We start from the raw sequence: 20,587 nt of genomic DNA, 5'->3' as shown, positions 1-20,587 counted from the left end.
GCTCAGCTTGCGGAGCATCCAGGACATGCTCGGCACCTGATCAAACGCAAAGCCAGCCCGCGGCTTCTTGTCAGTACTGATTCATCTTGGCGTCCAGGGCGAGACCCGCGTCGATCATTCTCGCGGGGACGCCCTTGATGCCCATCTGGTCCTTGGCGATGCGTCCGAGCGTGGGCAGGCTCTTGCGGTCCGGCCAGGTCTCGGGCTTCCACAGCGATGAGCGGAGGAACGCCTTCGCGCAGTGCATGTACAGTTCCCCGACCTCGATGAGGATCGCCAGCCGCGGCCGCTTGCCCCGGACCGCCAGGTCGTCGAAGAACGGCGCGTCCGACACGAGCGTCGCGCGCCCGTTCACGCGCAGCGTCTCGTTCATCCCCGGCACGATGAACAGCAGCCCGGCGTGGGGGTTGCGCAGGATGTTGCGGAGGCTGTCGAGTCGCTGGTTGCCGGGCCGGTCGGCGAGCACCAGCCGGTGGTCGTCGAGGACCAGCACCGATCCGGCGGGATCCCCCCGGGGCGAGACGTCGCAGGTTCCGTCCGTGTTCGAGGTCGCCAGCAGCACGAACGGCGAGTGCGCGATGATCGTGCGCGCGTGTTCGTCGATCCGGGCGATGTCCTTGTCCCAGATGGCCTGCGGCGGCTCTTTCACGATCTCCCGGAGCTCGGCCTCGCTGCCCACCGTACGCATCTCAGAGGGATCCATCGTCCAAATATAAGGTAAGCCTAACCTGACTGTCTGCCCCCGGTTCCAAGGAAGTGCCCTCGTGCCCCACGACCGCGCCGGCTGTGGTCGGGGCCCGTCGCGCGATTGAGTTGGCGACAGGGACCACCGCCGCCGGAAAACCGTTTGAGCCTTCCTTCCGCGTTCCCGTAGGTTGCCTGCGGCCCCGTCGCCGTGAGGACAGAGGACAAACCGCGTGACCCCGCCTGCTCTTTAGACCTGACACCTTCTTCCGCTCACCTTCAAGCCGGCCCTCAGGTCGGCTCTGCCGGGCTGCCCGTGTGCGCCCGGTCATGCAGCGTTTGAGGCCGCGCGCAATCGGCCTCGTGTCAGGTCTAGCGAGATCATGTCTTCACAACCTCATACTGTGCTGCCCTGGGTCGTTCGTCGGACCAGGCTGCCTCTGCTGTCGTCGCGGTGCGTGGACTGCCGGTCGGAGTCGGCCACCACCGGCGAGGGCAGGTTCCGCGTCAACGCCAACGGCAAGCTGCTGGACGTGTGGCTGCTGGTCCGCTGCGCGTCCTGCGATCGGACGAGCAAGCTCACCGTGCACGAGCGAGCGCCGGTCAGATCCTTCGATCCGGCCGAGCTCGACGGCTACCACACCAGCGATCCGGAGCTGGTGGCGTCCACGCTGCTGGATCCGCTACTCGCCCGGCGCAACCGCTTCACCCTGGACTGGGAGGGGGCCTGGCGGCTGGACATCCCGTCGGCATGGCTCGACGAGGCGTGGCCGGTCCAGGTGGAGGTCGTCTTCGAGGACCCGGTGCCGGTACGCCCGGAGCGGCTCATCGCGCAGGGGCTCGGCCTCAGCAGGAACGAGGTGTTGCGCCGGATCAAGTGCGACATTCCGCTGCGCCGTACGACGAGCGCCGGGTTCACCTTTACCGTGATGGCCGGAGACGTCCACTTGAACTGAGCCGTCAGGCGTCGAAGCGCTGGCGGGCGGTCTCGATGTGGCCGAAGTACTGGTGGGTCCAGCCGCAGATGAGATCAACCGTCGCGCGCAGGGCCTGGCCCGGCTCGGTGAGGGTGTACTCGACCCGCGGCGGCACAGTGGGATGCACCTTCCGCTCGGCCAGGCCGTTGCGCTCCAGCATGCGCAGGTTCTGGGTGAGCATCTTGTGGCTGATGCCCTCGACCTCGTCGCGCAGTTCGCTGAAGCGGAGAGTGCGCTCACCGAGAGCCTCGATGATAAGCAGCGCCCACTTGTTGGCGACATCCGAGAAGATCTCCCGCGCCAGGGAGTCCGCGCGCCTCAGGTCCGCTTCGTCAGCCGTGCCTGCGAACTGCTTGGTCACCATGAGGTTCCCCAGTCTCTAAAAAGTGCGTTCTTCCACGTCAGCGAACACTCTCCTATGGTTTCTGAGTAACCACAAGAGAGCATAGGCGCCCTCCGGCGCCTCGATCACATGACCGATCAGGAGATCTCGTGGCTGTTTTGCTCATCAACCCTGACAGGCAGGTCCAAGTCCCGCTCTACCACCACGTCGCGGTGGCGAGGGGGAGCAGACAGGTCCACATCGCGGGACAGGTCGCCTGGGACGAGAGCGGCGAGCTCGTGGCACCGGGCGACCTCGCCGGGCAGGTCACCCAGGTCTACCGCAACGTCGCCAAAGCGCTGGACGCGGCCGGAGCGACGTTCCACGACGTCGTCCGCGTCACGTGGTACGCCGCAGGCTGGAAGAGAGAGATGTACGACGCCTTCAACGCAGGCATCGAACAGGCGGCCCGCGAGTTCGACATCGCCACGCCACCGGCCGCGCTGATCGGGGTGGAGGTGCTTTTCGAGCCCGGCATCCTCATCGAGGCCGAAGTCACCGCGATCATCGATTGAAGCGGTCACACCAGTAGCGGGGGTATCCGATGCCCGTCTTGGTGCAGGCCGCCTACCACGCCGGGATACGCCCAGCTTGTTGGCCCCGTCCGTACGACCGGCCCCAAAGTAACTCGCTGTAATCATGCTCACGGATTGTCCTTCCAGGGGCCGTTCGGGCTTCTTTCATAAGCGACCGCCTATGAAACTTCTGGCATGCGCCTGAGGCACGGCCACTCCGCTTGACCTGTACGAAACCGTATCGTACCGTTACGGGATGCAGCAGGACTCCCCACCCCGTTCCCGCATGTCGCCCGAGCGTCTCGCCGAGTTGTTCGAGGCCGTACGTGCGTTGCTGTTGGAAGCCGGCTACGAACGGTTCACCTTTGATGCGGTGGCGGCCCGTGCTCGAACGAGCAAGGCGACGCTGTACAGGCATTGGGGGGGCAGCAAGGCCGACCTGGTCATGGCCGCCCTCACATATCAAGGTCCGGCCCTGCCTGACTACGCTGCGGCGACCTCGCTCGACGAGGTATTCGCGCAGATGGCTCGCGACGGCGCGTCGGCCAGCGACCTGCGCCTGGGATTCATGCTGCTGCACGCGGCAGCGACCGACCCTGACCTAGGCACCGCGCTGCGCAGGGAGATCATCGCGCCGATCGTGGACGCGCTGGCCGCCGGTTTCGAGGCTGCCGCCGACCGTGGCGAGGTCGTGCGCGACTCGCCACTGTTCCGGCGGCTGGCCCACCTGATCCTCGCCGACCTCGCCTTCTCCCCCCTGATCAGCGGCCGGGAGGAGAACACGGCGTCTCGGCAAGAGCTGTTCCGGACGATCGTCCGGCCGGCGCTCACCTTCACCGATCACAGCAACGACTAGGGTTGTCATGAAACTTCTTGTGTACGGCGCCGGGGTTGTCGGCAGCCTGTTCGCCGCCCGCCTGCATGAGGCCGGGCACGACGTCTCGCTCCTCGCACGGGGCGAGCGCCTGGCCTCCCTGCGGCGGCATGGCGTGCAGCTCGCCGAGGCGGACGGCCCGGCTGTCAAGCGGGTACCGATGCCGGTGGTCGAGCACCCGCCCGGCGGGTATGACCTGATCGCCGTCTTCGTCCGCACCCATCAAGTCGACGCGGTGCTGGAGTCACTCGCCGGTGTCGAAGGCGACGTGCTGTTCATGCTCAACTGGGCGGCCGGTGCGCAGCCGCTGGCCGCGGTGATAGGCCACGAGCGGGTGCTGCTCGGCTTCCCCACGGCCGCCGGCACGATGGACGGCGACGTGGTGCGCTACCGCGCGACCAACTTCATGACCCGCCGGGTCGCGCTGCCGATCGGCGAACCCGACGGCCGTACCACCCCGCGACTGGAAGGGATCGTGGAGGCGTTCCGCGCCGCCGGGATCAACGCCAAGGCCGAGCCGCGGATGGATGCCTGGCTCAAGACGCACGCCGCGTTCGCGGTGCCACTCGGGCAGGCGGTGCTGGCGGCGGGCGGCCCGGCGGCGCTGGCCGACGATTCGGACGCGGTCCGCGGCATGCTCCACCTCATGCGGCAGAACCTGGCCGCCATGCCGACGCCGCCGGTTCCTCGCGGGTTCGCCGCGTTGCGGACTCTGCCGGAAGGGCTGCTCGTGGCCGTGCTGCGGCGCTTCCTGCGGAGCCCGACGGCCGCACACAGCGGACTCAGCAACGCCTCGCCCGCGGAGGCGGCCGAACTCGAGCGGCTGGCCGAACAGATGCGTGCCTATGCGAGGGTCCGGTAGGCGACAGGCGGCTGCGCCTGCTCGGCCGGACTCGACGGGTGCTCACGAGTTCTGGAAGATCGTCTCCCGGTGCGGCACGGTAGTGTACTACAGCGGCCACGCAGGAGGTATGTACGGAACGGCCGCGGAGCGCACGGTGTCGCCGGCCGGTGACGGAGCCGGGCAGAAGCGGTCCCGCGCCGGCAGTGACCCGGTGGCAAGGAAGGTGTTCGTCGCCTCGTCGGCGCAGCTGCCCAGTCCGAACACGCCGTGGCCGCCCTGGTCGACGGTGATCATGGCGGCCCGCCGTCCGAGCGCGGCGCGCAGGCCGCGTGCGCTGCGCAGGGACGTGGCCGGATCGCGGGTGTTCTGCAGGATCAGCACATTGCGCGGCCCGTTGCCGGTGACCGTCACCGGCGGCTCCACCGGCCGGGTCGGCCACGCCGCGCACGGCCAGAGGTTCGACGGCATGCCCGCCGTCACGGGCCACGCCTGCCGATCGGCCGCGACCTGCCGGGCGTGCAACGCCACGTCGCGCGGCCAATCGACGTCATCGCAGACCACGGCGTAGAGAGCGGCGATGCGGTTGTCCGCCGGTACGTCCGCCGTCCCGGCTCGGTCGCCGGCCGTGACGCCCCCGGCGGAGCCCAGCCGGGCCAGGCGCGCCACGGCGGCGGCGTCCACGGCTGATCCCGTGGAGACGGCCTCCGCCACTTCCTGCCAGAATTCGGCCAGGCTCGGCAGGGCGAAGTCGAAGTAGAGCAACCATCGGGTGATCTCGCGCAGCGCGTTGCCGTCGAGTTCCGGGTCGCCCGGGTTCGGCAGGGGCCGCTCGTCGAGGGCCGCGGTCAGCCGGTCGTAGGTACGCCGCACCTCATCCGGTGTCGCGCCGAGGTGGTAGACGGCGTCCCGCTCGGCTGCGAAGGCGAGGAAGTCGGGCAGGCGCAGCGCGACCGCCTCGTTCCAGGTCCGAAACATGTCCCGCCACACCAGGCCCGGATCGACGGCGCTGTCCAGCACGACCCGGTCGCTGCGGCCGGGGAACAGCGAGAGGTAGACGGCTCCCAGGTAGGTGCCGTAGGAGGTGCCGTAGTAGGAGAGTTTCGGCTCCCCGAGCGCGGCTCGGATGCGGTCCATGTCCCGGGCGGTGTTGGCCGTGGTGATGAACCGAAGCACATCGCCGGAGTGCTCGGCGCATGCGGCGGCGGTGGTTCGCGCGAAGGTGACATTGCGCTGGATGCCGCCGTCCGGCGCCGGGTAGGGCAGCACATGCGACCGGGGGGTCGCGGGGTCGATCCCGCAGGTGACCGGGGTGCTGTGGCCGATTCCTCGCGGATCGAACCCGATCAGGTCGTACTGGTCCAGGACCTCCGGCGGCAGCACGGTCGCCAGCGCGCTGGGCAGGTCGAGTCCTTGATCGCCCGGACCGCCGGGGTTGGACAGCAGGATCCCGCGGCGCGTCCCGGGCTGCGCGGTCGCGATGCGGGAGATCGTGATCTCGATGGTCCGCCCGCGTGGGGCACGGTAGTTCAGCGGCACCTTCAAGGTCGCGCACTGCTGGCGTGGGTCGCGCTCGATGCCAGGTTGCGGCGGCATCGTGCACTCGCCCCAGACCGGGGCCGCCGTCCCGGCTTCGGCGACCGCCGGCTCGGGCGTGCCGGCCAGGGTACGCGGGCCGGCCGGCGCCGGCGCGCCCGCCGCCACGGTGGCCATCGTGACCGCACCGACGATGAGCACTGTCCGACCTAATCGCACGGATACCTCCGGGTAGAAGTACGGATGTTTTTCGATTTACTGGGAAGAGGGAATTTGTGACACGGACGGCTTTCCTTTACCTCGCGCAGGGAAACGAGGTCTTAAGCCCTCGCCCACGACCGGTGATGCCACGGCGGGTGGGTTGCGCGCCCTCTGTGTAAGAGATGAGCCTTGGGTTCCCTGAGGTCTCTGTGGCCTCACTACCCACTGAACCTGCACCTGCTGCTTGGGTGGCCGACATCGGTGTCCTCGATCCCGGAACCGTCAAGCGTGGCACGATTCGCGACTATGTCTCTGGTCGGCTCGTGCTGGCTACGCCCGAGGCGCTTCATTGATCGTCGAGAAATAGCTCTTCGATCTTCAGGTTGAACAGCTTGGCGAGACGGAAGGCGAATGGAAGGCTCGGGTCGAACTTCCCTGTTTCGATCGCGTTGATCGTCTGCCTTGACACGCCGACACGCTGCGCCAGGTCAGCCTGCGTCCAGGCGCGTTCGGCCCGAAGTTCCTTGATGCGGTTCTTCATCGGTATCTGATCTTGCCGACGACGAAGGCGATCGAGTAGACGACTCCCAGGAGCACGGGGAAGAGTGCGATATTGACGTCGTAGGCGATGAGGCCGGCGGCGTCCGCGACGACGTAGGCGAATCCGCCGACCCACCCCACTCCGAGGGTGACCTCCAGCGCATCCTGTAAGAATTTCCGTTGCAACTCATCGAGTCCTCGGAGAAAGCGCGCGAAGGCGACGATCCATCCGATGCCGACGACAACATTGGCGGCAACTGCGGTCCAGCTCGCCACCGGTTGCTGCGAATCCCAAAGGAGTCCGGGACCGAACCTGGCCAAGGCAAGGGTCGCCACCCAGGCGAGTGTCCAGAGTACAAGTCGAACGGTTGTCTTGATCGAGTCCCCATAGGCCCCGGTCGCGTTGTGTGCTTGCACGAGTAGCCCTTCCTGCGGCGAGAAGTCAAGTACACTTGACACGATAGAAGCCGCCCGCCGTGATGTCAAGCACACTTGACATGGGCCGAGCCGACCCCGTTTTGGACTGGGCGGACGGTCGTGGTGTGCGTTCTCGCCCCCGCCGCGCTCTGCCCCGGCGGCCTACGAGGCATTGGCGTCTGCGAGAGTTTGTGACGACGCCGATGGAGACGTTGACCCCGGCGGCGATGGTGCGGATGGAGTCTCCGCGTTCGCGGCGGCGAGGATCACGGCGCGTTCGTCGTCGTCGACCACGGGGCGCCGGCCGCCCTACGTCTGCGGGCTGCTTCCAGACCATTCCTGGTCTTGCGGGTGATGTCGCGGCGGCGGTCTAAGAAACAACCCCTGAGTCCCCAGCCGTCTCTACCGCCCCGGTTGCCGCTGTTGTGGCCTGGGACCTGGGACTTACTGGCTTCTCCGGTTCGATCACGTTGAATCGCCCGGCTCACCCTCGACGACATCGTCCACGACGCCGACGACCAGGTCCTCATCCGCCTGGGCGAACCGCCGACCCCGGTCCCCGCCCCCCTTCTCCGACCTGCTGCTGCGAGCCAAAGCCGATCGCACCAACATGAACACGGCCACCAACGCCGACGCCCGCTGGCTCTTCCCCGGACGCCGGGCCGGGCAGCCGCTCCACCACCGCAGCCTCGCCGACCTGGTCCGAAAACTCGGCGTTCCCGGCACAGCCGCCCGCACCGCCGCCCTCCGGCAACTGGTGCTCCAAGCCTCGGCCCCCGTCATCGCCCGCGCACTCGGCTTCCACGACAAGACCACCACCCGGATCTCCTCCGAAGCAGGCGGAACATGGAGCCGCTACGCCCCAAACGATCACGCCGAGTGAACAGAAACAGAGACCGAGGCAGGAATTCAGATCACTCGATCATCGACTTCTACCAGCCTCGAAGGCCCTTCTGCAACTGATCGGTACGGCCGGTGAACGGCACCACCTGGTAGCCGGCCCGCAGCGGCAGCGAGGGCTGACTCGCCACCTCGGCCGCCTCCAACTCCCGGGCATGCAGCGGGAAGTCCTCGATCCGGTAAGCCGGCTTCCAGTGGTAGACGTTCAGCACCCCACCGGTGACCGCGTTGACCGTCCCGCCCGGGAAGGCGATGTTGACCTGGCCGTCGCCGTCGCTGCCCAGCGACGCGGCGCGTCGCCTCACGGCGTCCCAGAATCGGCCGCGCGGGCCCTCACGATCACTGGTTCAGGCCGCCGTCGACGGTAGCATGTTCCGCATCGATCGCTGCAGAAGGGTTAGACTGCGGGGGTGGAGACCAGGCAGCGCCGCCCAATCGGCCGACCGCGGGGATTCGACGCCGACGAGGCACTCGAGCGCGCCCTGCTGGTGTTCTGGGAGCAGGGCTACGAGGGGGCCAGTCTGGCCAACCTGACCGACGCGATGGGCATCTCCACCACCAGCATGTACGCTACCTTCGGCAACAAGGAGGAGCTCTTCCGCAAGGCCCTGGAGCGCTACACCGAGGGCCCGAGCGCCTACCTGGCTCGAGCCCTGGACGAGCCGACCGCCCTCGGCGTCGTCACCGCGATCTTCGCCGGCACCGTCCGAACCACCACCCGCCCGACCGGCCCCAACGGGTGCCTGTGCGTCCAGGGCGCCCTGGCCACCGGCGACTCCAGCCGTGGAGCCCGCGACCTCCTCGTCGCGTGGCGCGACAGCGGCTACTCCTGCATCCGAGAACGGTTCGAACGAGCCGTCGATGACGGCGACCTGCCGCCGGAGACCAACCCGGCACTGCTCGCCCGCTACGTCACCGCCTTGGCCTACGGCATCGCCGTGCAAGCCGCCAGCGGCGTCGGCCGCGACGAACTCCAGGACATGGCCGACGCCGCCCTGCGCAACTGGCCACCCTGCTGAGAACCGCAGTCACCCGTCTCCATCCCCACGGGTCCACACCCTTCCGAAGTGATCGATGCGGAACGTGCTACGGTTGACTTCCGCATCGATCGATGCGGAAGTCGGCGTAGGTCGACCAGGGCCACGAGCAGCAGCCCTTGGGTGTCGACGGCGATGTGGCGTGGCGGAGGCCAACGCCTCTTACCGCCACCCGGTGTCGGGCTGTCGTCGAGGCTCCGCGTCAGGGCAGGGCGAGGACGCAGAACTCGTGGCCCTCCGGGTCGGCCAGGCACGTCCACGGAACGTCGCCCTGGCCGAGGTCGAGGTCGGTGGCGCCGAGGGCCCGCAGCCGGGCCACCTCCGCTGCTTTGTCGTCACCGGGGTACGGCAGCAGGTCAAGATGGACGCGGTCTGGCACGGTCTTCACGCCGGGCGTGCGGAGGAACTCCAGATACGGGCCGACACCCTTGGCGGAGCGCAACACCGCATGATCGTCAGTCACCTCGTGCAGGGTCCAGTCCATCGCCTCACCCCAGAACCGGGCCATGGCCCGCGGATCCGCACAGTCGACCACCACCGCGGCGATCGGCCCGGTGTCCCGGTAGACCTCCCGAGGCTCCAGCACGCAGAACTCGTTGCCCTCGGGGTCGGCGAGGACCGTCCACGGCACTTTGCCCTGGCCCACGTCGGCGGGCGTCGCACCGAGAACCTTCAGGCACGCGACCAACTCCGCCTGGTGGGCCGCGGAGGTGGTGGCGAGATCGAGGTGCACCCGGTTCTTCGTTGTCGTCTTGGGCTCCGGGACGGGAACAACGTCGACGCAGACGGCGACCGGGTCCGGCCAAACAAGGCCGCCGACGGGTCCGACGTAGGTGGTCACGCCGGGGCTGTAAGCACTCCAGCCGAGCGCCTCCGCCCAGAACCGGCCGACCGCCGAGGCATCAAGAGCCTTGATGTTCACCTGAACAGGTCGCAATGCCATGCCGGCGATCCTATGCGCCCGCTCTGCACCGACATCCGCAGGTACCGTCGGGCGGTAGGGCCTTGATCAGGCCCGGCTGGGGCGGGATGCCGGTCATCATCCAGTCCATCTCGTGGTTCGGCCCGGCCACGAACCCGTCCAGGGACATGGTGAAGTGCCAGAGCACCTTGCCGTTCGCGGTCTGCGGTTCGATGTCGTTCACTGCTGTCTCCTCTACCGGCTGATTGCCTCGTGCGGTATTGAGACGGCATCAACCGCGGAACCTCATCGGTCCAGGGTGGGTGGGAGGTTGAACGACGGGAACAGGGCCGGCTCGATGTCCCCGGTGCCGATCCCGCACACCAGGCGCAGGGTCAGCGCCACCCGGGGGCCTCCCGGGCCAGCGCGGGATGGCAACAGGTGAAGATGAGCCGCAGCCGGTCATCCGGGATCACCGCGTCGTCCGACTCATCCATGTCGACCTCGTCCGGTTCTGCGAGCAGCGGCATCTTCGCCCGGAACACCTGGTCCCGGCGTAGCACGTCCAGCGCTTTGCGTTTGGCGGTGGTGGTGAGCCAGGCACCGGGCTTGCGGGGCACGCCGTCGCGCGCCGTCGCGGCGAGCACGAAGACCCACTCGCGACGGTGCGCGTCCGCTATGGCGCGTTCGACCGCGGGCACACCGCTTCGTGACCGACTGCGCCGCTTTGACAGGTACGGGTCGGCCGGGTCACCGTGTCGGTATGACATCCCCGCACGCCGCGCGGATCCTGACACCGGCGATCACCACTCCGGACACCCAGCAAACCGTGTCGTTCCTCGGCGAGCTTTACCACCTGCGCGTCACCGGCCACGACACTGGCGGTGAGTTCGCGGTCATCGAGACCCGGGGCAGTCGCGGGCATGGCAGCCCGATGCACGTCCACCGGGTTGCCAGCGAGACCTTCGTGGTGCTCGACGGGGAGTTGCGGGTGGTGGTGGACGGCCAGGAGCACCGGGCCGGCGCCGGCTGCGCCGCCGTGCTACCCGCCGGGCGGCCACATGGGTTCGTGGTGACCAGCGACTCCGCCCGGTACCTGACGCTGCACCACGGCCCGGGCTTCGCCGACTTCGTGATCGACGCTGGCGACGCGGTCGGTGCGACACCAGACCCGGCCCTGCTGAGCGAGATCGCGGCGCGGCACGGGATCGATATCGTCGGGCCACCCCCGGTGCCGTGAGGGCGTTGCGCGTCGGGCCTTTCAGGTGGGGAGGAATGCGCTACGGGGTGAGTACGATCTTTCCGGCGACGGTGCCGGATTCGGCCAGTCGCACGGCGTCGGAGACGCGGGTAAGCGGCAGTTGGGCGGCGATCTGGGCGGTGACGTCCCCGCGCTGGAGGGCTGTGAAGACCTGGGTGAGGTCGGCGCGTAGCCGGGCCCGGAACCGGTTCTTGGCCAGAGAGCGCCCGGCCCAGATGTTGAAGAAGTAGGCGCGGCGGCGGTTGGGCAGCGCGTTCCACAGCCAGACCCGGCCGAGCAGCTTGAGTACGGGCCACTGCTTGGACCCCTCGTCATCCCTGGTGGAGGCGCTGCCGTAGGAGACGAGCGTGCCCCCGGGCGCGAGCAGGCGCCAGGAGTCGACGACGCTGCGGCCGCCGACGTGGTCGAAGACGGCGGCCACCCCGCCGGGGGCAAGTTCGCGGACGCGTGCGGGGATGTCCTCGGTGCGGTAGTCGACCGGGATGACGCCGCGCTCGCGCAAGGCGTCGTGGTGGCGCGCGGACGCTGTGCCGATCACCTGCACGCCCGCGGCCTGCGCCAGCTGGACCAGGACCGAGCCCACGCCGCCGTTGGCGCCGTGCACCAGGATGGTCTGCCCGGCGCGGACCCGTGCCTTGCGGTGCAGCATCTGCCAGGCGGTGATGCCATTGAGCACCATGGTCTCCGCCTCCGCCGGGCCGATCCCGTGGGGAACCTCCACCACGTCGGCCGCGTCGACGAGTACGTGGCTGGCCCAGCCGCCGACCTTGACCAGCGCGGCCACCCGGGTGCCGGCCAGGCCGGGCTCGACACCCGCACCGGTCGCCAGCACCGTGCCGACCAGGTCGTAGCCGGGCACGAACGGGAACGCCGGCTGGTCGTAGTAACGGCCGCGGCGCATCTGCTGTTCGGCGAAGGAGACCCCGGTCGCCTCCATCCGGATCAGGACCTGGCCAGGGCCGGGGGCGGGGACGGCTCCGTGCCGGATCTCCAGGCCTTCCGGCTCCACCTTGCCCGGCAGGACGACCTCGACGAGTCCCTCGGCGTTCATGACGACCTCCACTGCGCTGTGCGTTGAGTTATGTACTTTCGCGTTCGTTAGAAGTTGTAACCCGTAGAGGTGGAGAGTGTCAATAAGTTTCGTGATAGCCTCTAACTAAATCTTGAAGATGTAGCCGCGCAGGTGCGGGAAGGTGGCAGGCCATGGCGGAAACAGACACCACGTCCCCGCGCGAGCGCTACCGCACTCAGGTGCGTACGGAGATCAAGGAACGCGCATGGGAGCAGATCGCCACGGCGGGGGCGTCCGCGCTCTCCCTCAACGCGATCGCCAAGCAGATGGGCATGAGCGGACCCGCGCTCTACCGGTACTTCGCCAGCCGTGACGAACTGATCACCGAGCTCATCAGGGACGCGTACCGAAGTCTGGCCGACACCTTCCGCGCAGCCTCGGGGCCCGGCCCGGACCACACCGCGCTGGCTCACGCACTGCGTGAATGGGCGCTTGACGACCCCCAGCGGTACTTCCTCATCTATGGCACACCCGTTCCCGGCTACCACGCGCCCGACGACGTCACCGCGATCGCGTCCGAGATCATGACGACCTTGCTCGACGCCTGCGCCGCGCTGCCCGCCGACGGCCCCGCGACGCCGTTCGACGCGCACCTCGAAGGCCACCGGCAGTGGGCGGGCGGCCACCCCGCCCCGCCCGCCGCCCTCCGCCGGGCCCTCACCTTCTGGACCCGGCTGCACGGTGTCCTGTCCCTGGAGCTCGCCGGCCACTTCACCGGGATGAGATTCGACCCCGCGCTGCTCTTCACCGCCGAATTGGACGACCTGCCGGCGCGCTGACCGGTCGGACAGCAAGGCACGACGTCACCGGGCGCGAAGATCTCGTCTCCTCACGGTCGTCAGGGTTGCGGCTCAGCGCAGTTCCTGGATGCGGATCAGGTTGCCCGCGGGATCGCGGACGGCGCAGTCGCGAACCCCGTACGGCTGCTCGGTCGGCTCCTGGACGACCTCGGCGTCGCCGGCCCGCAGTCGCGCGAAGGTGCCGTCGAGGTCGGCGGTGGACAGGACGATGCCGGCGTAGGTGCCCTTGGCCATCATCTCGATGATGGTGCGGCGCTCGTCGTCGGTGACGCCGGGGTCGGTGACCGGCGGCTGCAGGACGATGGACGTGCCCGGCTGGTCGGCGGGGCCGACCATGATCCAGCGCATCCCGTCGTATCCGACATCGCTGCGGACCTCGAAGCCGAGGGTGTCGCGGTAGAAGGCCAGGGACGCGTCCGGGTCGTCGTGCGGGAGGAAGCTCGCGTGAATGGTGATGTCCATGGCGGTCACGCTAGGTGCGGCTCGGCAGGCGGCGCTTCTCGATTCCTGACCGGTCTGGTCACCTGTCTCGCGACGACGGTGATCCTTTCTGAACGTTGCAGGAGAGAACACGACCTGAAATTGTCAGCAAACTAAGCGCCTGACGGGCATTTCAGCTTGATTTCCGGCGTGCCGGACTCTGGACGTCCGCAATCGTCGTTTTAGGCGAAAGTCCCCGGTCACGGTTTCGGACTGACTGAAATGTCCTGATATTGACCGTCGTCCAGGAAGGTGGCTGGATTCGCGGTGGATGAATGTCGGACGCGTAGAAAGGGACCTCGATGTTCGCTGGGAAATTAGTGCGACGGGCGCTGGCGCTCGGTTCGGCGCTGGTCACAACCGGCGCGGCGATCGTCGCCTTCCAACAGCCGGCCGCCGCCGTCAACGTCACGCTGCAGGCCACGGTTGACTGCACCTCATCCAACTATTCGGGGAACACCAGCGACTGGTACCCCAACACCCTGGCGGTCGTCACCTCACCGCCCTCCACGTCCACGCCGGTGCCCAACGGCAGCCTGGTCTCGAATCCGGCCAACCACTCGTTCCAGTTCTCTCAGGCGTTGCCGAGCGGAGCCACGTCGGTGACGATCAACGCCAAGTGCAGCAGCGGCCACCAGTACGACCTCTACGGCGTGTCGAACGGCAGCGCCGGCATCCCCGCCGGGTACACGACCGTCACCGCCAGCTGGGCCTGCGCCGCCTGGCAGGTCTACCCCGGGCCGTATGTCACCAACTGCTCCCTGCAGTCGGTCTCGTACAGCTGACCACCCGGTACGGAGCCGCGCGGAGCTCTCCATCGTGATGTTGGTCGGGTCGCCTTGCGAGCCGACCAACTGATGCTTACCGAGGCCGGATGTTGTGGTTGCGGGCGAACAGATTGCCAGGGTCGTACTGGCGCTTGACCGCCGCGAGCCGCTTGTAGGTCTGCGTTGGATAGATCGCGGCGACGTCATCCTCGGTGGCGGAAGCGAGAAAGTTGGCGTAGACGCCGTTGACGTGAGGTGCGAGTCTCGCCCAGATCGTTTCCAGAGCGGGCCCAGCGGCCTCGACGACCGGCTGCGGACCCGCGATGGTGGTCACGAACATCAACTCCGCTTGGCGATGTGCGTAGGCGGTGGCATCGTGCGGGACGCGGGATACCGCGCCGCCGACGCTGCGAACGGCGATGAACGGCGACCCCTCCGATGCCCCGACCTCGGCAAGGATCTGAAGGACCTCGGGCACCGATTCCTTGTCGGCGAACGCGCTTCGGGTGACCAGGTGGATGCCCGGCGGCGGGGTGGCGCCGTCCACGAGCGTGTCGGCGTAGGGTTTCCGCGCGATATCGTAGTCGATCACTGTGCCGAGCCGGCGGATCGGGTCGATGGCCTGGGCCGCGAGGTCCGGGTCATCGCCGTCGAAGGCGACGTGGATCTCGACCGGCGCTTCGGGCCCTCCGGCGAAGGGATTGGCGAAGCTCGCGACGGAGGTGAGCTCTTCGGGGGCGGTGCGGAGGTAGTCCGCCCAACCCTGGAGCACCGTGGCCGCCGCCGACGCCGGGAAGGCGATCTTGCCGTAGAAGACGTCTGTCGTCGGGTGTGCCGCGAACTCGAAGGCGGTCACGATCCCGAAATTGCCGCCGCCACCGCGAATCGCCCAAAACAGCTCCGGGTTCTCCGCCGCGCTCGCATGCACGACCTCTCCGTTGGCGGTGACCACCTCGGCGGCGACCACGTTGTCCAACGCGAGGCCGTACTTCCTGACCTTCCAGCCGATGCCACCGGTCAACGTCAGCCCACCGACACCGACGCCCTTGGTGTCACCTGAGGAGATCGCGAGTCCATTCGGGGCCAGGACGGCCGCGACCTGTCCCCAGGTGGCGCCGCCGCCGATTCGTACGTGGTGGCGTTTCTTGTCGATGATCTCGACGTTCGCGAGCTTGCTGAGGTCGATCACGACGCCGTCGTCGTTGGTGCCGAAGCCCGGAAAACCGTGGCCGCCGCCTCGTACGGACAGCACAAGACCTGCGCCGGCAGCGAATCTGACCCCTGCTTGCACGTCCCCGACGCTCTTGGGCCGCAGAACATAGGCCGGACTACCCGAAGCCAATATCGAGCGACTGGCCGATGCGTACTCCGTTGCTCCCGGTTCGATGATGTCGCCGCCGAAGTCGCGGCGAAGGGTTTCAAGCGCTGAGCTCATGACGTTCCTCACTCGTGGTGCCGCGTGGATCACCAGCGCGGCGTCCTGACGAGCAAGAGATCCCGGCGACCCGATTCTTGTGACAGCGCGGTTGTGTGACGTGCGTCACGTCACAAAGCGGTGGGGACCGGCGTCATATGCATGGCACGGTCGAGAACGAACAGGCAGGAACCAGCGATGAGCGAACGCAGCGAGCAGCCGACGGACACAGCTCGTGGCGGCCGCATGGACTCCGCTGTGGACTCGGCCACCGAGGCGTTCCTCGCCCACCGCAACCTGCTGTTCACGGTCGCCTACGAGATGCTCAGCTCGGCCGCCGACGCCGAGGACGTCCTGCAGGAAGCCTGGTTGCTGTGGGCGGGCGTCGACCTCGACACGGTGCGGGATCAGCGTGCCTACCTGGTCCGGATCACCACCCGCCAGGCGCTGAAACGGCTGCGTACGCTCGGCCGGCGCAAGGAATCCTACGTCGGCCCCTGGTTGCCCGAGCCGCTGCTGACCGTGCCCGACGTGGCCGAGGACGTCGAGCTGGCCGACAGCGTCTCGATGGCGATGCTGCTGGTGCTGGAGACGCTCACCCCTACCGAGCGGGCGGTGTTCGTGCTGCGCGAGGTATTCGATCTGGCTTACGACGAGATCGCCGAAGCCGTCGACAAGAGCCCGGCCGCGGTCCGTCAGATCATCCACCGGGCACGGGCACACGTCGCCGCGCGCCGACCCCGCGGGGTCGTTTCTCCCGTCGAGGCCCGCGGCGCGCTCAAGGCGTTCCAGTGGGCTGTCGAAACGGGTGATCTGCAACGCTTGCTCGACATCCTCGCGCCGGACGTCGTCCTCCTGGCAGACGGCGGCGGGCTCAAGCCGGCCGCGCTGGCGCCCGTCGTGGGGGCCGACCAGGTGGCTCGCGTGCTGCGCCGGGTCTCTCCCGCGGTGTCGCTGCAGCCGGCACAGGTCAACGGCCACCCGGCACTGATCTTCCGGCTCAACGGCGACATCGACACCGTCGTGACGGTGCGCATCGACCACGGGCTCATCACCGGGCTCTACGCCGTACGCAATCCTGAGAAGCTGTCGCATATGGAGCGGGAGACCACCGTGAGCCGCTGAGCCCGGGGTTCTGCCAACAAGTGGAAAGGGGAGCACCCGCTCTTTCCACTCTTAACGTATAGCGCACCGGGGGGCTTGCGGCAAGACCCGGGTGATGCCGCAGAATCGCTGGCCGAGGCCAGAACCTGCGGAAATGGGGGATGCGAAGTGCGGGTGTTGTTGGCGACGTACGGGTCGCGCGGGGACGTCGAACCGATGGTAGGACTCGCGGTGCGGTTGCGGCCGCCCGGCGTCCGCGTGAACCACGCGGGATCGTCGAGCCGGGAAAGTGCCTCGTCCGCCTCGGATCGGAGCTGATGTCGTGGAACCCCTGACTACCAGCGCGTTCGACCTTCCCGACCGCCTCTCCCCCAAAGCCGGCCCGGCGCTGATCGCCGGCGATGAGCAGCACTTCGCGGCCATCGCGGAGAGCCTCGAGCAGTCGATCACCGACCTGTCCGACCGCCTCGATGCCGAGCGCAAGGCGCCCGGCGGCAAAGGGCGGCAGGCGCTGGACCGGGACCTGGAGGTCCACCGGCTGACCGCTCGCCTGCGCGCCCTGCGTCGCTTCGGTCTGGACCTGTGCCTCGGACACATGGTCAGCGCGGACGATGCCGAACCCGTGTACGTCGGACGACTCGGCCTCACCGACAGCGCGGGCCGCCGGCTGCTGCTCGACTGGCGCTCCCCCGCGGCCGAGCCGTTCTTCGGAGCCACCCACGCCAACCCGATGGGCCTGGCAAGCCGCCGCAGGTATCGCTGGACCCGCGGCCGGATCAGCGACTACTGGGACGAGGTGTTCACCCCGGACGGGCTGGTCGGGCACGCCGCGCTCGACGACCAGTCCGCCTTCATCGCCAGCCTGGGCGGCAACCGATCGGCACGGATGCGCGACGTGCTCGGCACCATCCAGGCCGACCAGGACGCCATCATCCGCGCGGGCTCCCGCGGCGCTCTCGTCGTCGACGGCGGTCCGGGCACGGGCAAGACCGTCGTCGCGCTGCACCGCTCCGCCTACCTGCTCTACTCCGACCCTCGCCTCGGTCACCGCCGGGGCGGCGTGCTGTTCGTCGGTCCGCACCAGCCGTACCTGGCCTACGTCGCCGACGTACTCCCCAGCCTCGGCGAGGAGGGCGTGCAGACCTGCACGCTGCGGGACCTCGTCGCCGAGGGAGCCGCGGCGGCGATCGAGACCGACCCGAACGTGGCCCACCTGAAGTCGTCCGCGGACCTGGTGAAGGCGATCGAGCCGGCCGTCAGGTTCTACGAGAACCCGCCTGCCAAGGGGATGACGGTCACGACCCCCTGGTCCGACATCTGGCTGAGCGCCGACGATTGGGCCGAGGCGTTCGACGCACCAGAACCCGGTACGCCGCACAACGAGGCGCGCGACCAGATCTGGGAGGAACTGCTTACGATCCTGATGGACAAGCACGACGGCGAGGCGTCGGCTGACCTGCTCCGCAAATCGCTGCTGCGGGACAGGGAGTTGCTCACGACTTTCAACCGGGCGTGGCCGCTGATCGAAGCGGCCGACCTCGTCGGAGATCTGTGGTCGGTGCCCGCCTACCTGCGGATGTGCGCTCCCTGGCTCAGCCCGGACGACGTTCGGGCGCTGCAGCGCGAGGATGCCCAGGCTTGGACGGTGTCCGACCTGCCGCTCCTGGACGCGGCACGGCAGCGGCTCGGCGACCCCGAGGCGTCGCGACGCAAGCGCCGGCACGACACTGCGGTCGCCGCCGAGCGCGAGCACCGGGCCAGGGTCACCGAGATCCTTATCGAGGCCGATGACGACGGTGAGGGTCTGGTGACGATGCTGCGCGGACAGGACCTGCAGGACACCCTGATCGACGGGACCGCACCGCCCGGCGCCGACCCGGACCTGCTCGCCGGCCCGTTCGCGCACATCGTCGTGGACGAGGCTCAGGAACTGACCGACGCGGAGTGGCAGATGTTGCTGATCCGCTGCCCGTCCCGGAGCTTCACCATCGTCGGGGACCGTGCCCAGGCCAGGCACGGGTTCACGGAGTCGTGGCAGGAACGGCTCGAGCGGATCGGGTTCGACCGGATCAACCTGGCCTCCCTGAGCATCAACTACCGGACGCCGGAACAGATCATGGCGGAAGCCGAGCCGGTCATCCGGGCCGTGCTCCCGGACGCGAACGTGCCGACCTCCATCCGCACCGGCGACGTCCCCGTCGTACACGGATCCGCTTCGGATCTGGGCTCGATCCTCGACACCTGGCTCTCCACGCATGCCGACGGGACCGCCTGCGTCATCGGCGATCCCGCGTTCCAGGCGACGTCCCGCGTCCGGTCCCTGACTCCGGAGCTGTCGAAGGGGCTCGAGTTCGACCTGGTCGTTCTCATCGACCCAGAGGCGTTCGGCGAGGGCATCGAAGGAGCGGTCGACCGCTATGTCGCGATGACCCGAGCGACCCAGCAACTCGTCATCCTCACGAGCAGCTGACGCCCGTTTAAGAAAATTAAGATCAACTTCTTGAAAGTTAAGGATAAGCCAGGTATAACTTAAATATGACAGATTCGACGATGGACTGGCAGGAACTCACGAACCTGACCCGGGGCCAGCCGTTCGCCGTTCAGCGGGTGCGCCTGGCAGGCAGCGGCGTCGCGATCGAGGGCGAGTTCGAGCTACCGCAACTGGCCCAGCTCAACGTCGAGGATCAGGTCTTCGTCACGGCGTTCGTGCGGTGCCACGGTTCCATCAAGGAGATGGAGCGGATCTTCGGCGTGAGCTACCCGACGATCAAAGCGCGGCTGAACCGGATCACGCAGATGCTCGACTTCGTCGAGACCGATCCGGCGCCGTCGCGGGCCGACGTCATCGATCGGTTGCGGCGCGGTGAGATCACCGCACAGCAGGCATTGTCCGAATTGGAGGGTCGGACGTGATGCCGCAGTTGGTGACCATACGGGTCAAACGCCGAGATGGTCGTCGCATCCGGATCTGGGTCCCGGTGCTCCCGGTGGTGCTCGTGTTCTCACCGGTCGTGGTCCTGGCCGTACTGGGGGTGGCCGTGGCCTGCGTCGTGTACCGCATCGATGTGGTGCGGGCACTCGGCACCGGTTGGCGCATCATCTCCGCGTTGCCCGGCACCCGGGTCGACATCGAGTACGACCGTGCTGTGCTCGTAGCTATCCGATAGGAGAGGTTCCGATGAACGAACAGCGCAAGGACATCCTCGACATGCTGGCCGAGGGCAAGATCACCGCAGAGGAGGCGGAGCAGCTCATCGCCGCGCTCGAACGGGACCAGCCGCCGGCGGCTCTCACCGCCCGCCCGAAGGGCAAGGCGAAGTACCTGCGGGTGAAGGTGCACACCCTCGAGGCCGGCGAGCCGGGGCGAGTCGACTTGCGGGTGCCGCTGCAGCTGCTGCGGGCCGGCGTACGGCTGGCGGCCCTGATCCCGCCGCAGGCACTGGAGCGGGCCAACGCCGAACTGAACAAGTCGGGCGTGCCGTTCGACCTGACACAGCTCAAGCCCGAACAGCTCGAAGCGCTCGTGGAGCACCTCGACGAGATGACCATGGAGGTCGACCAGCCCGATACCACAGTGCGAATCTTCTGCGAGTAGACGCCGTCCAGCGGGACGGACCCCCGAGCGGTCGCGACCATCTCCCCCAACGTGACCACGCCCGGCCGCGCCACGTGCGCGCTGATCAGGAACTCCGCCGCCTGATGAAACAGCGGCGACGGCATGTCATGCTCCATCGCCTGGAGGTGATCACCGGGTCATTGGAGGACAAGAGGCGCTGGCGGCAGTACAAGGCGCGGGTCAGACGGCTTCCCGAGAACTATCGCACGGCGGTCGAAGCGCTGGAGCGGTACCTGATGCATTTCGGGCCGGGGGACGGCGCCGACGC

The 20,587-nt window shown here is 68.1% G+C and carries 28 protein-coding genes; 15 read left to right on the top strand and 13 right to left on the bottom strand.

Features of this window, described 5'->3' with window-relative positions; all coding sequences use genetic code 11:
* Positions 1-70 precede the first annotated feature (70 nt).
* Entirely contained in the window at positions 71-703 is a 633-nt protein-coding gene (locus tag ABGB08_RS37385; RefSeq protein WP_347600679.1) for a pyridoxamine 5'-phosphate oxidase family protein, read from the bottom strand.
* 385 nt (positions 704-1,088) lie between these two features.
* Here ABGB08_RS37385 and ABGB08_RS37380 point away from each other — a divergent pair, with 385 nt between their 5' ends.
* Entirely contained in the window at positions 1,089-1,640 is a 552-nt protein-coding gene (locus ABGB08_RS37380) for a DUF1062 domain-containing protein (RefSeq protein WP_347600677.1), read from the top strand.
* Between the two features lie 4 nt (positions 1,641-1,644).
* Here the strand turns inward: ABGB08_RS37380 and ABGB08_RS37375 are convergent, their stop codons facing one another.
* Positions 1,645-2,025, bottom strand: coding sequence for a helix-turn-helix domain-containing protein (locus ABGB08_RS37375; RefSeq protein ID WP_347600675.1), 381 nt, complete (start codon positions 2,023-2,025; stop codon positions 1,645-1,647).
* A 128-nt stretch (positions 2,026-2,153) separates the two neighbouring features.
* Here ABGB08_RS37375 and ABGB08_RS37370 point away from each other — a divergent pair, with 128 nt between their 5' ends.
* From ABGB08_RS37370 to ABGB08_RS37360, 3 genes are all read left to right on the top strand, one after another.
* Complete coding sequence (locus ABGB08_RS37370; protein WP_347600673.1) at positions 2,154-2,558, top strand: RidA family protein; 405 nt, start codon at positions 2,154-2,156, stop codon at positions 2,556-2,558.
* Positions 2,559-2,844: 286 nt separating this feature from the next.
* Positions 2,845-3,414, top strand: a complete 570-nt coding sequence (locus ABGB08_RS37365; protein ID WP_347600671.1) for a helix-turn-helix domain-containing protein — start codon at positions 2,845-2,847, stop codon at positions 3,412-3,414.
* A gap of 7 nt (positions 3,415-3,421) precedes the next feature.
* Complete coding sequence (locus ABGB08_RS37360) at positions 3,422-4,294, top strand: 2-dehydropantoate 2-reductase N-terminal domain-containing protein (protein WP_347600669.1); 873 nt, start codon at positions 3,422-3,424, stop codon at positions 4,292-4,294.
* Positions 4,295-4,381: 87 nt separating this feature from the next.
* On the opposite strand, the gene ABGB08_RS37355 is transcribed toward ABGB08_RS37360, so the two are convergent.
* The 4 genes from ABGB08_RS37355 to ABGB08_RS37340 all read right to left on the bottom strand — a co-directional run bounded on the left by ABGB08_RS37355 (position 4,382) and on the right by ABGB08_RS37340 (position 7,579).
* Positions 4,382-6,010, bottom strand: coding sequence for an alpha/beta hydrolase (locus tag ABGB08_RS37355; protein ID WP_347600667.1), 1,629 nt, complete (start codon positions 6,008-6,010; stop codon positions 4,382-4,384).
* Between the two features lie 346 nt (positions 6,011-6,356).
* Positions 6,357-6,551, bottom strand: coding sequence for a helix-turn-helix transcriptional regulator (locus ABGB08_RS37350; protein WP_347600665.1), 195 nt, complete (start codon positions 6,549-6,551; stop codon positions 6,357-6,359).
* Positions 6,548-6,886, bottom strand: a complete 339-nt coding sequence (locus tag ABGB08_RS37345; protein ID WP_347600663.1) for a hypothetical protein — start codon at positions 6,884-6,886, stop codon at positions 6,548-6,550. Before ABGB08_RS37345 ends, ABGB08_RS37350 begins: the two co-directional genes overlap by 4 nt.
* 546 nt (positions 6,887-7,432) lie before the next feature.
* Positions 7,433-7,579, bottom strand: a complete 147-nt coding sequence (locus tag ABGB08_RS37340; protein ID WP_347600661.1) for a hypothetical protein — start codon at positions 7,577-7,579, stop codon at positions 7,433-7,435.
* On the opposite strand from ABGB08_RS37340, the gene ABGB08_RS37335 reads away from it, so the two are divergent.
* Positions 7,578-7,850 (top strand): hypothetical protein, encoded by a 273-nt coding sequence (locus tag ABGB08_RS37335; protein ID WP_347600659.1) that lies wholly within the window; start codon positions 7,578-7,580, stop codon positions 7,848-7,850. The genes ABGB08_RS37340 and ABGB08_RS37335 overlap by 2 nt on opposite strands.
* Positions 7,851-7,899: 49 nt before the next feature.
* Here the strand turns inward: ABGB08_RS37335 and ABGB08_RS37330 are convergent, their stop codons facing one another.
* Positions 7,900-8,172, bottom strand: coding sequence for a hypothetical protein (locus tag ABGB08_RS37330; RefSeq protein ID WP_347600657.1), 273 nt, complete (start codon positions 8,170-8,172; stop codon positions 7,900-7,902).
* A gap of 105 nt (positions 8,173-8,277) precedes the next feature.
* On the opposite strand from ABGB08_RS37330, the gene ABGB08_RS37325 reads away from it, so the two are divergent.
* Entirely contained in the window at positions 8,278-8,886 is a 609-nt protein-coding gene (locus tag ABGB08_RS37325; protein ID WP_347600655.1) for a TetR/AcrR family transcriptional regulator, read from the top strand.
* Between the two features lie 220 nt (positions 8,887-9,106).
* Here the strand turns inward: ABGB08_RS37325 and ABGB08_RS37320 are convergent, their stop codons facing one another.
* The 3 genes from ABGB08_RS37320 to ABGB08_RS37310 form a co-directional block, all read right to left on the bottom strand.
* Positions 9,107-9,847 (bottom strand): VOC family protein, encoded by a 741-nt coding sequence (locus tag ABGB08_RS37320; protein ID WP_347600653.1) that lies wholly within the window; start codon positions 9,845-9,847, stop codon positions 9,107-9,109.
* Between the two features lie 10 nt (positions 9,848-9,857).
* A complete protein-coding gene (locus ABGB08_RS37315) occupies positions 9,858-10,049 on the bottom strand; it encodes a hypothetical protein (RefSeq protein ID WP_347600651.1) in 192 nt (63 codons plus the stop codon).
* Positions 10,050-10,200: 151 nt separating this feature from the next.
* Entirely contained in the window at positions 10,201-10,506 is a 306-nt protein-coding gene (locus ABGB08_RS37310) for a hypothetical protein (RefSeq protein WP_347600649.1), read from the bottom strand.
* Between the two features lie 62 nt (positions 10,507-10,568).
* On the opposite strand from ABGB08_RS37310, the gene ABGB08_RS37305 reads away from it, so the two are divergent.
* Positions 10,569-11,045 carry a cupin domain-containing protein gene (locus tag ABGB08_RS37305; RefSeq protein WP_347600647.1) on the top strand — a complete coding sequence of 159 codons (477 nt, stop codon included), beginning with the start codon at positions 10,569-10,571 and terminating at the stop codon, positions 11,043-11,045.
* Between the two features lie 40 nt (positions 11,046-11,085).
* Here ABGB08_RS37305 and ABGB08_RS37300 read toward each other — a convergent pair whose 3' ends face one another.
* A complete protein-coding gene (locus tag ABGB08_RS37300) occupies positions 11,086-12,117 on the bottom strand; it encodes a medium chain dehydrogenase/reductase family protein (protein ID WP_347600645.1) in 1,032 nt (343 codons plus the stop codon).
* Positions 12,118-12,269: 152 nt separating this feature from the next.
* Between ABGB08_RS37300 and ABGB08_RS37295 the strand changes: the two genes are divergently transcribed.
* A complete protein-coding gene (locus ABGB08_RS37295; RefSeq protein WP_347600643.1) occupies positions 12,270-12,917 on the top strand; it encodes a TetR/AcrR family transcriptional regulator in 648 nt (215 codons plus the stop codon).
* Positions 12,918-12,989: 72 nt separating this feature from the next.
* Here ABGB08_RS37295 and ABGB08_RS37290 read toward each other — a convergent pair whose 3' ends face one another.
* Complete coding sequence (locus ABGB08_RS37290) at positions 12,990-13,400, bottom strand: VOC family protein (RefSeq protein ID WP_347600641.1); 411 nt, start codon at positions 13,398-13,400, stop codon at positions 12,990-12,992.
* 338 nt (positions 13,401-13,738) lie between these two features.
* On the opposite strand from ABGB08_RS37290, the gene ABGB08_RS37285 reads away from it, so the two are divergent.
* Positions 13,739-14,203, top strand: coding sequence for a hypothetical protein (locus ABGB08_RS37285; protein WP_347600639.1), 465 nt, complete (start codon positions 13,739-13,741; stop codon positions 14,201-14,203).
* Positions 14,204-14,279: 76 nt separating this feature from the next.
* Here ABGB08_RS37285 and ABGB08_RS37280 read toward each other — a convergent pair whose 3' ends face one another.
* Positions 14,280-15,620, bottom strand: a complete 1,341-nt coding sequence (locus tag ABGB08_RS37280) for an FAD-binding oxidoreductase (RefSeq protein ID WP_347600637.1) — start codon at positions 15,618-15,620, stop codon at positions 14,280-14,282.
* 225 nt (positions 15,621-15,845) lie between these two features.
* Between ABGB08_RS37280 and ABGB08_RS37275 the strand changes: the two genes are divergently transcribed.
* The 6 genes from ABGB08_RS37275 to ABGB08_RS37250 all read left to right on the top strand — a co-directional run.
* Positions 15,846-16,724, top strand: a complete 879-nt coding sequence (locus tag ABGB08_RS37275; protein WP_347600777.1) for an RNA polymerase sigma-70 factor — start codon at positions 15,846-15,848, stop codon at positions 16,722-16,724.
* 301 nt (positions 16,725-17,025) lie between these two features.
* Complete coding sequence (gene helR / locus ABGB08_RS37270) at positions 17,026-19,173, top strand: RNA polymerase recycling motor ATPase HelR (RefSeq protein ID WP_347600635.1); 2,148 nt, start codon at positions 17,026-17,028, stop codon at positions 19,171-19,173.
* An 80-nt stretch (positions 19,174-19,253) separates the two neighbouring features.
* Positions 19,254-19,616, top strand: a complete 363-nt coding sequence (locus ABGB08_RS37265) for a DUF2089 domain-containing protein (protein ID WP_347600633.1) — start codon at positions 19,254-19,256, stop codon at positions 19,614-19,616.
* Between the two features lie 11 nt (positions 19,617-19,627).
* Positions 19,628-19,870: a hypothetical protein gene (locus ABGB08_RS37260; protein WP_347600631.1), complete on the top strand. Its 243-nt coding sequence runs from the start codon at positions 19,628-19,630 to the stop codon at positions 19,868-19,870.
* 11 nt (positions 19,871-19,881) lie between these two features.
* Positions 19,882-20,298: a hypothetical protein gene (locus ABGB08_RS37255; protein WP_347600629.1), complete on the top strand. Its 417-nt coding sequence runs from the start codon at positions 19,882-19,884 to the stop codon at positions 20,296-20,298.
* A gap of 104 nt (positions 20,299-20,402) precedes the next feature.
* On the top strand, positions 20,403-20,587 hold a 185-nt coding region (locus tag ABGB08_RS37250), incomplete at its 3' end, for a DUF1048 domain-containing protein (protein ID WP_347600627.1).

The organism is Acrocarpospora sp. B8E8, from assembly GCF_039871605.1.
In the GTDB taxonomy this organism is placed as follows: Bacteria; Actinomycetota; Actinomycetes; order Streptosporangiales; family Streptosporangiaceae; genus Acrocarpospora; species Acrocarpospora macrocephala.
This window is presented reverse-complemented; position numbering and strand designations above follow the sequence as displayed.

Coding starts and splice junctions, on each gene's coding strand:
- ABGB08_RS37385 (WP_347600679.1), bottom strand. CDS start 703: ATGGATCCCTCTGAGATGCGTACGGTGGGCAGCGAGGCCGAGCTCCGG.
- ABGB08_RS37375 (WP_347600675.1), bottom strand. CDS start 2,025: ATGGTGACCAAGCAGTTCGCAGGCACGGCTGACGAAGCGGACCTGAGG.
- ABGB08_RS37365 (WP_347600671.1), top strand. CDS start 2,845: ATGTCGCCCGAGCGTCTCGCCGAGTTGTTCGAGGCCGTACGTGCGTTG.
- ABGB08_RS37360 (WP_347600669.1), top strand. CDS start 3,422: ATGAAACTTCTTGTGTACGGCGCCGGGGTTGTCGGCAGCCTGTTCGCC.
- ABGB08_RS37350 (WP_347600665.1), bottom strand. CDS start 6,551: ATGAAGAACCGCATCAAGGAACTTCGGGCCGAACGCGCCTGGACGCAG.
- ABGB08_RS37335 (WP_347600659.1), top strand. CDS start 7,578: ATGAACACGGCCACCAACGCCGACGCCCGCTGGCTCTTCCCCGGACGC.
- ABGB08_RS37340 (WP_347600661.1), bottom strand. CDS start 7,579: ATGTTGGTGCGATCGGCTTTGGCTCGCAGCAGCAGGTCGGAGAAGGGG.
- ABGB08_RS37320 (WP_347600653.1), bottom strand. CDS start 9,847: ATGGCATTGCGACCTGTTCAGGTGAACATCAAGGCTCTTGATGCCTCG.
- ABGB08_RS37305 (WP_347600647.1), top strand. CDS start 10,569: ATGACATCCCCGCACGCCGCGCGGATCCTGACACCGGCGATCACCACT.
- ABGB08_RS37300 (WP_347600645.1), bottom strand. CDS start 12,117: ATGAACGCCGAGGGACTCGTCGAGGTCGTCCTGCCGGGCAAGGTGGAG.
- ABGB08_RS37295 (WP_347600643.1), top strand. CDS start 12,270: ATGGCGGAAACAGACACCACGTCCCCGCGCGAGCGCTACCGCACTCAG.
- ABGB08_RS37290 (WP_347600641.1), bottom strand. CDS start 13,400: ATGGACATCACCATTCACGCGAGCTTCCTCCCGCACGACGACCCGGAC.
- ABGB08_RS37280 (WP_347600637.1), bottom strand. CDS start 15,620: ATGAGCTCAGCGCTTGAAACCCTTCGCCGCGACTTCGGCGGCGACATC.
- ABGB08_RS37275 (WP_347600777.1), top strand. CDS start 15,846: ATGGACTCCGCTGTGGACTCGGCCACCGAGGCGTTCCTCGCCCACCGC.
- ABGB08_RS37265 (WP_347600633.1), top strand. CDS start 19,254: ATGGACTGGCAGGAACTCACGAACCTGACCCGGGGCCAGCCGTTCGCC.
- ABGB08_RS37255 (WP_347600629.1), top strand. CDS start 19,882: ATGAACGAACAGCGCAAGGACATCCTCGACATGCTGGCCGAGGGCAAG.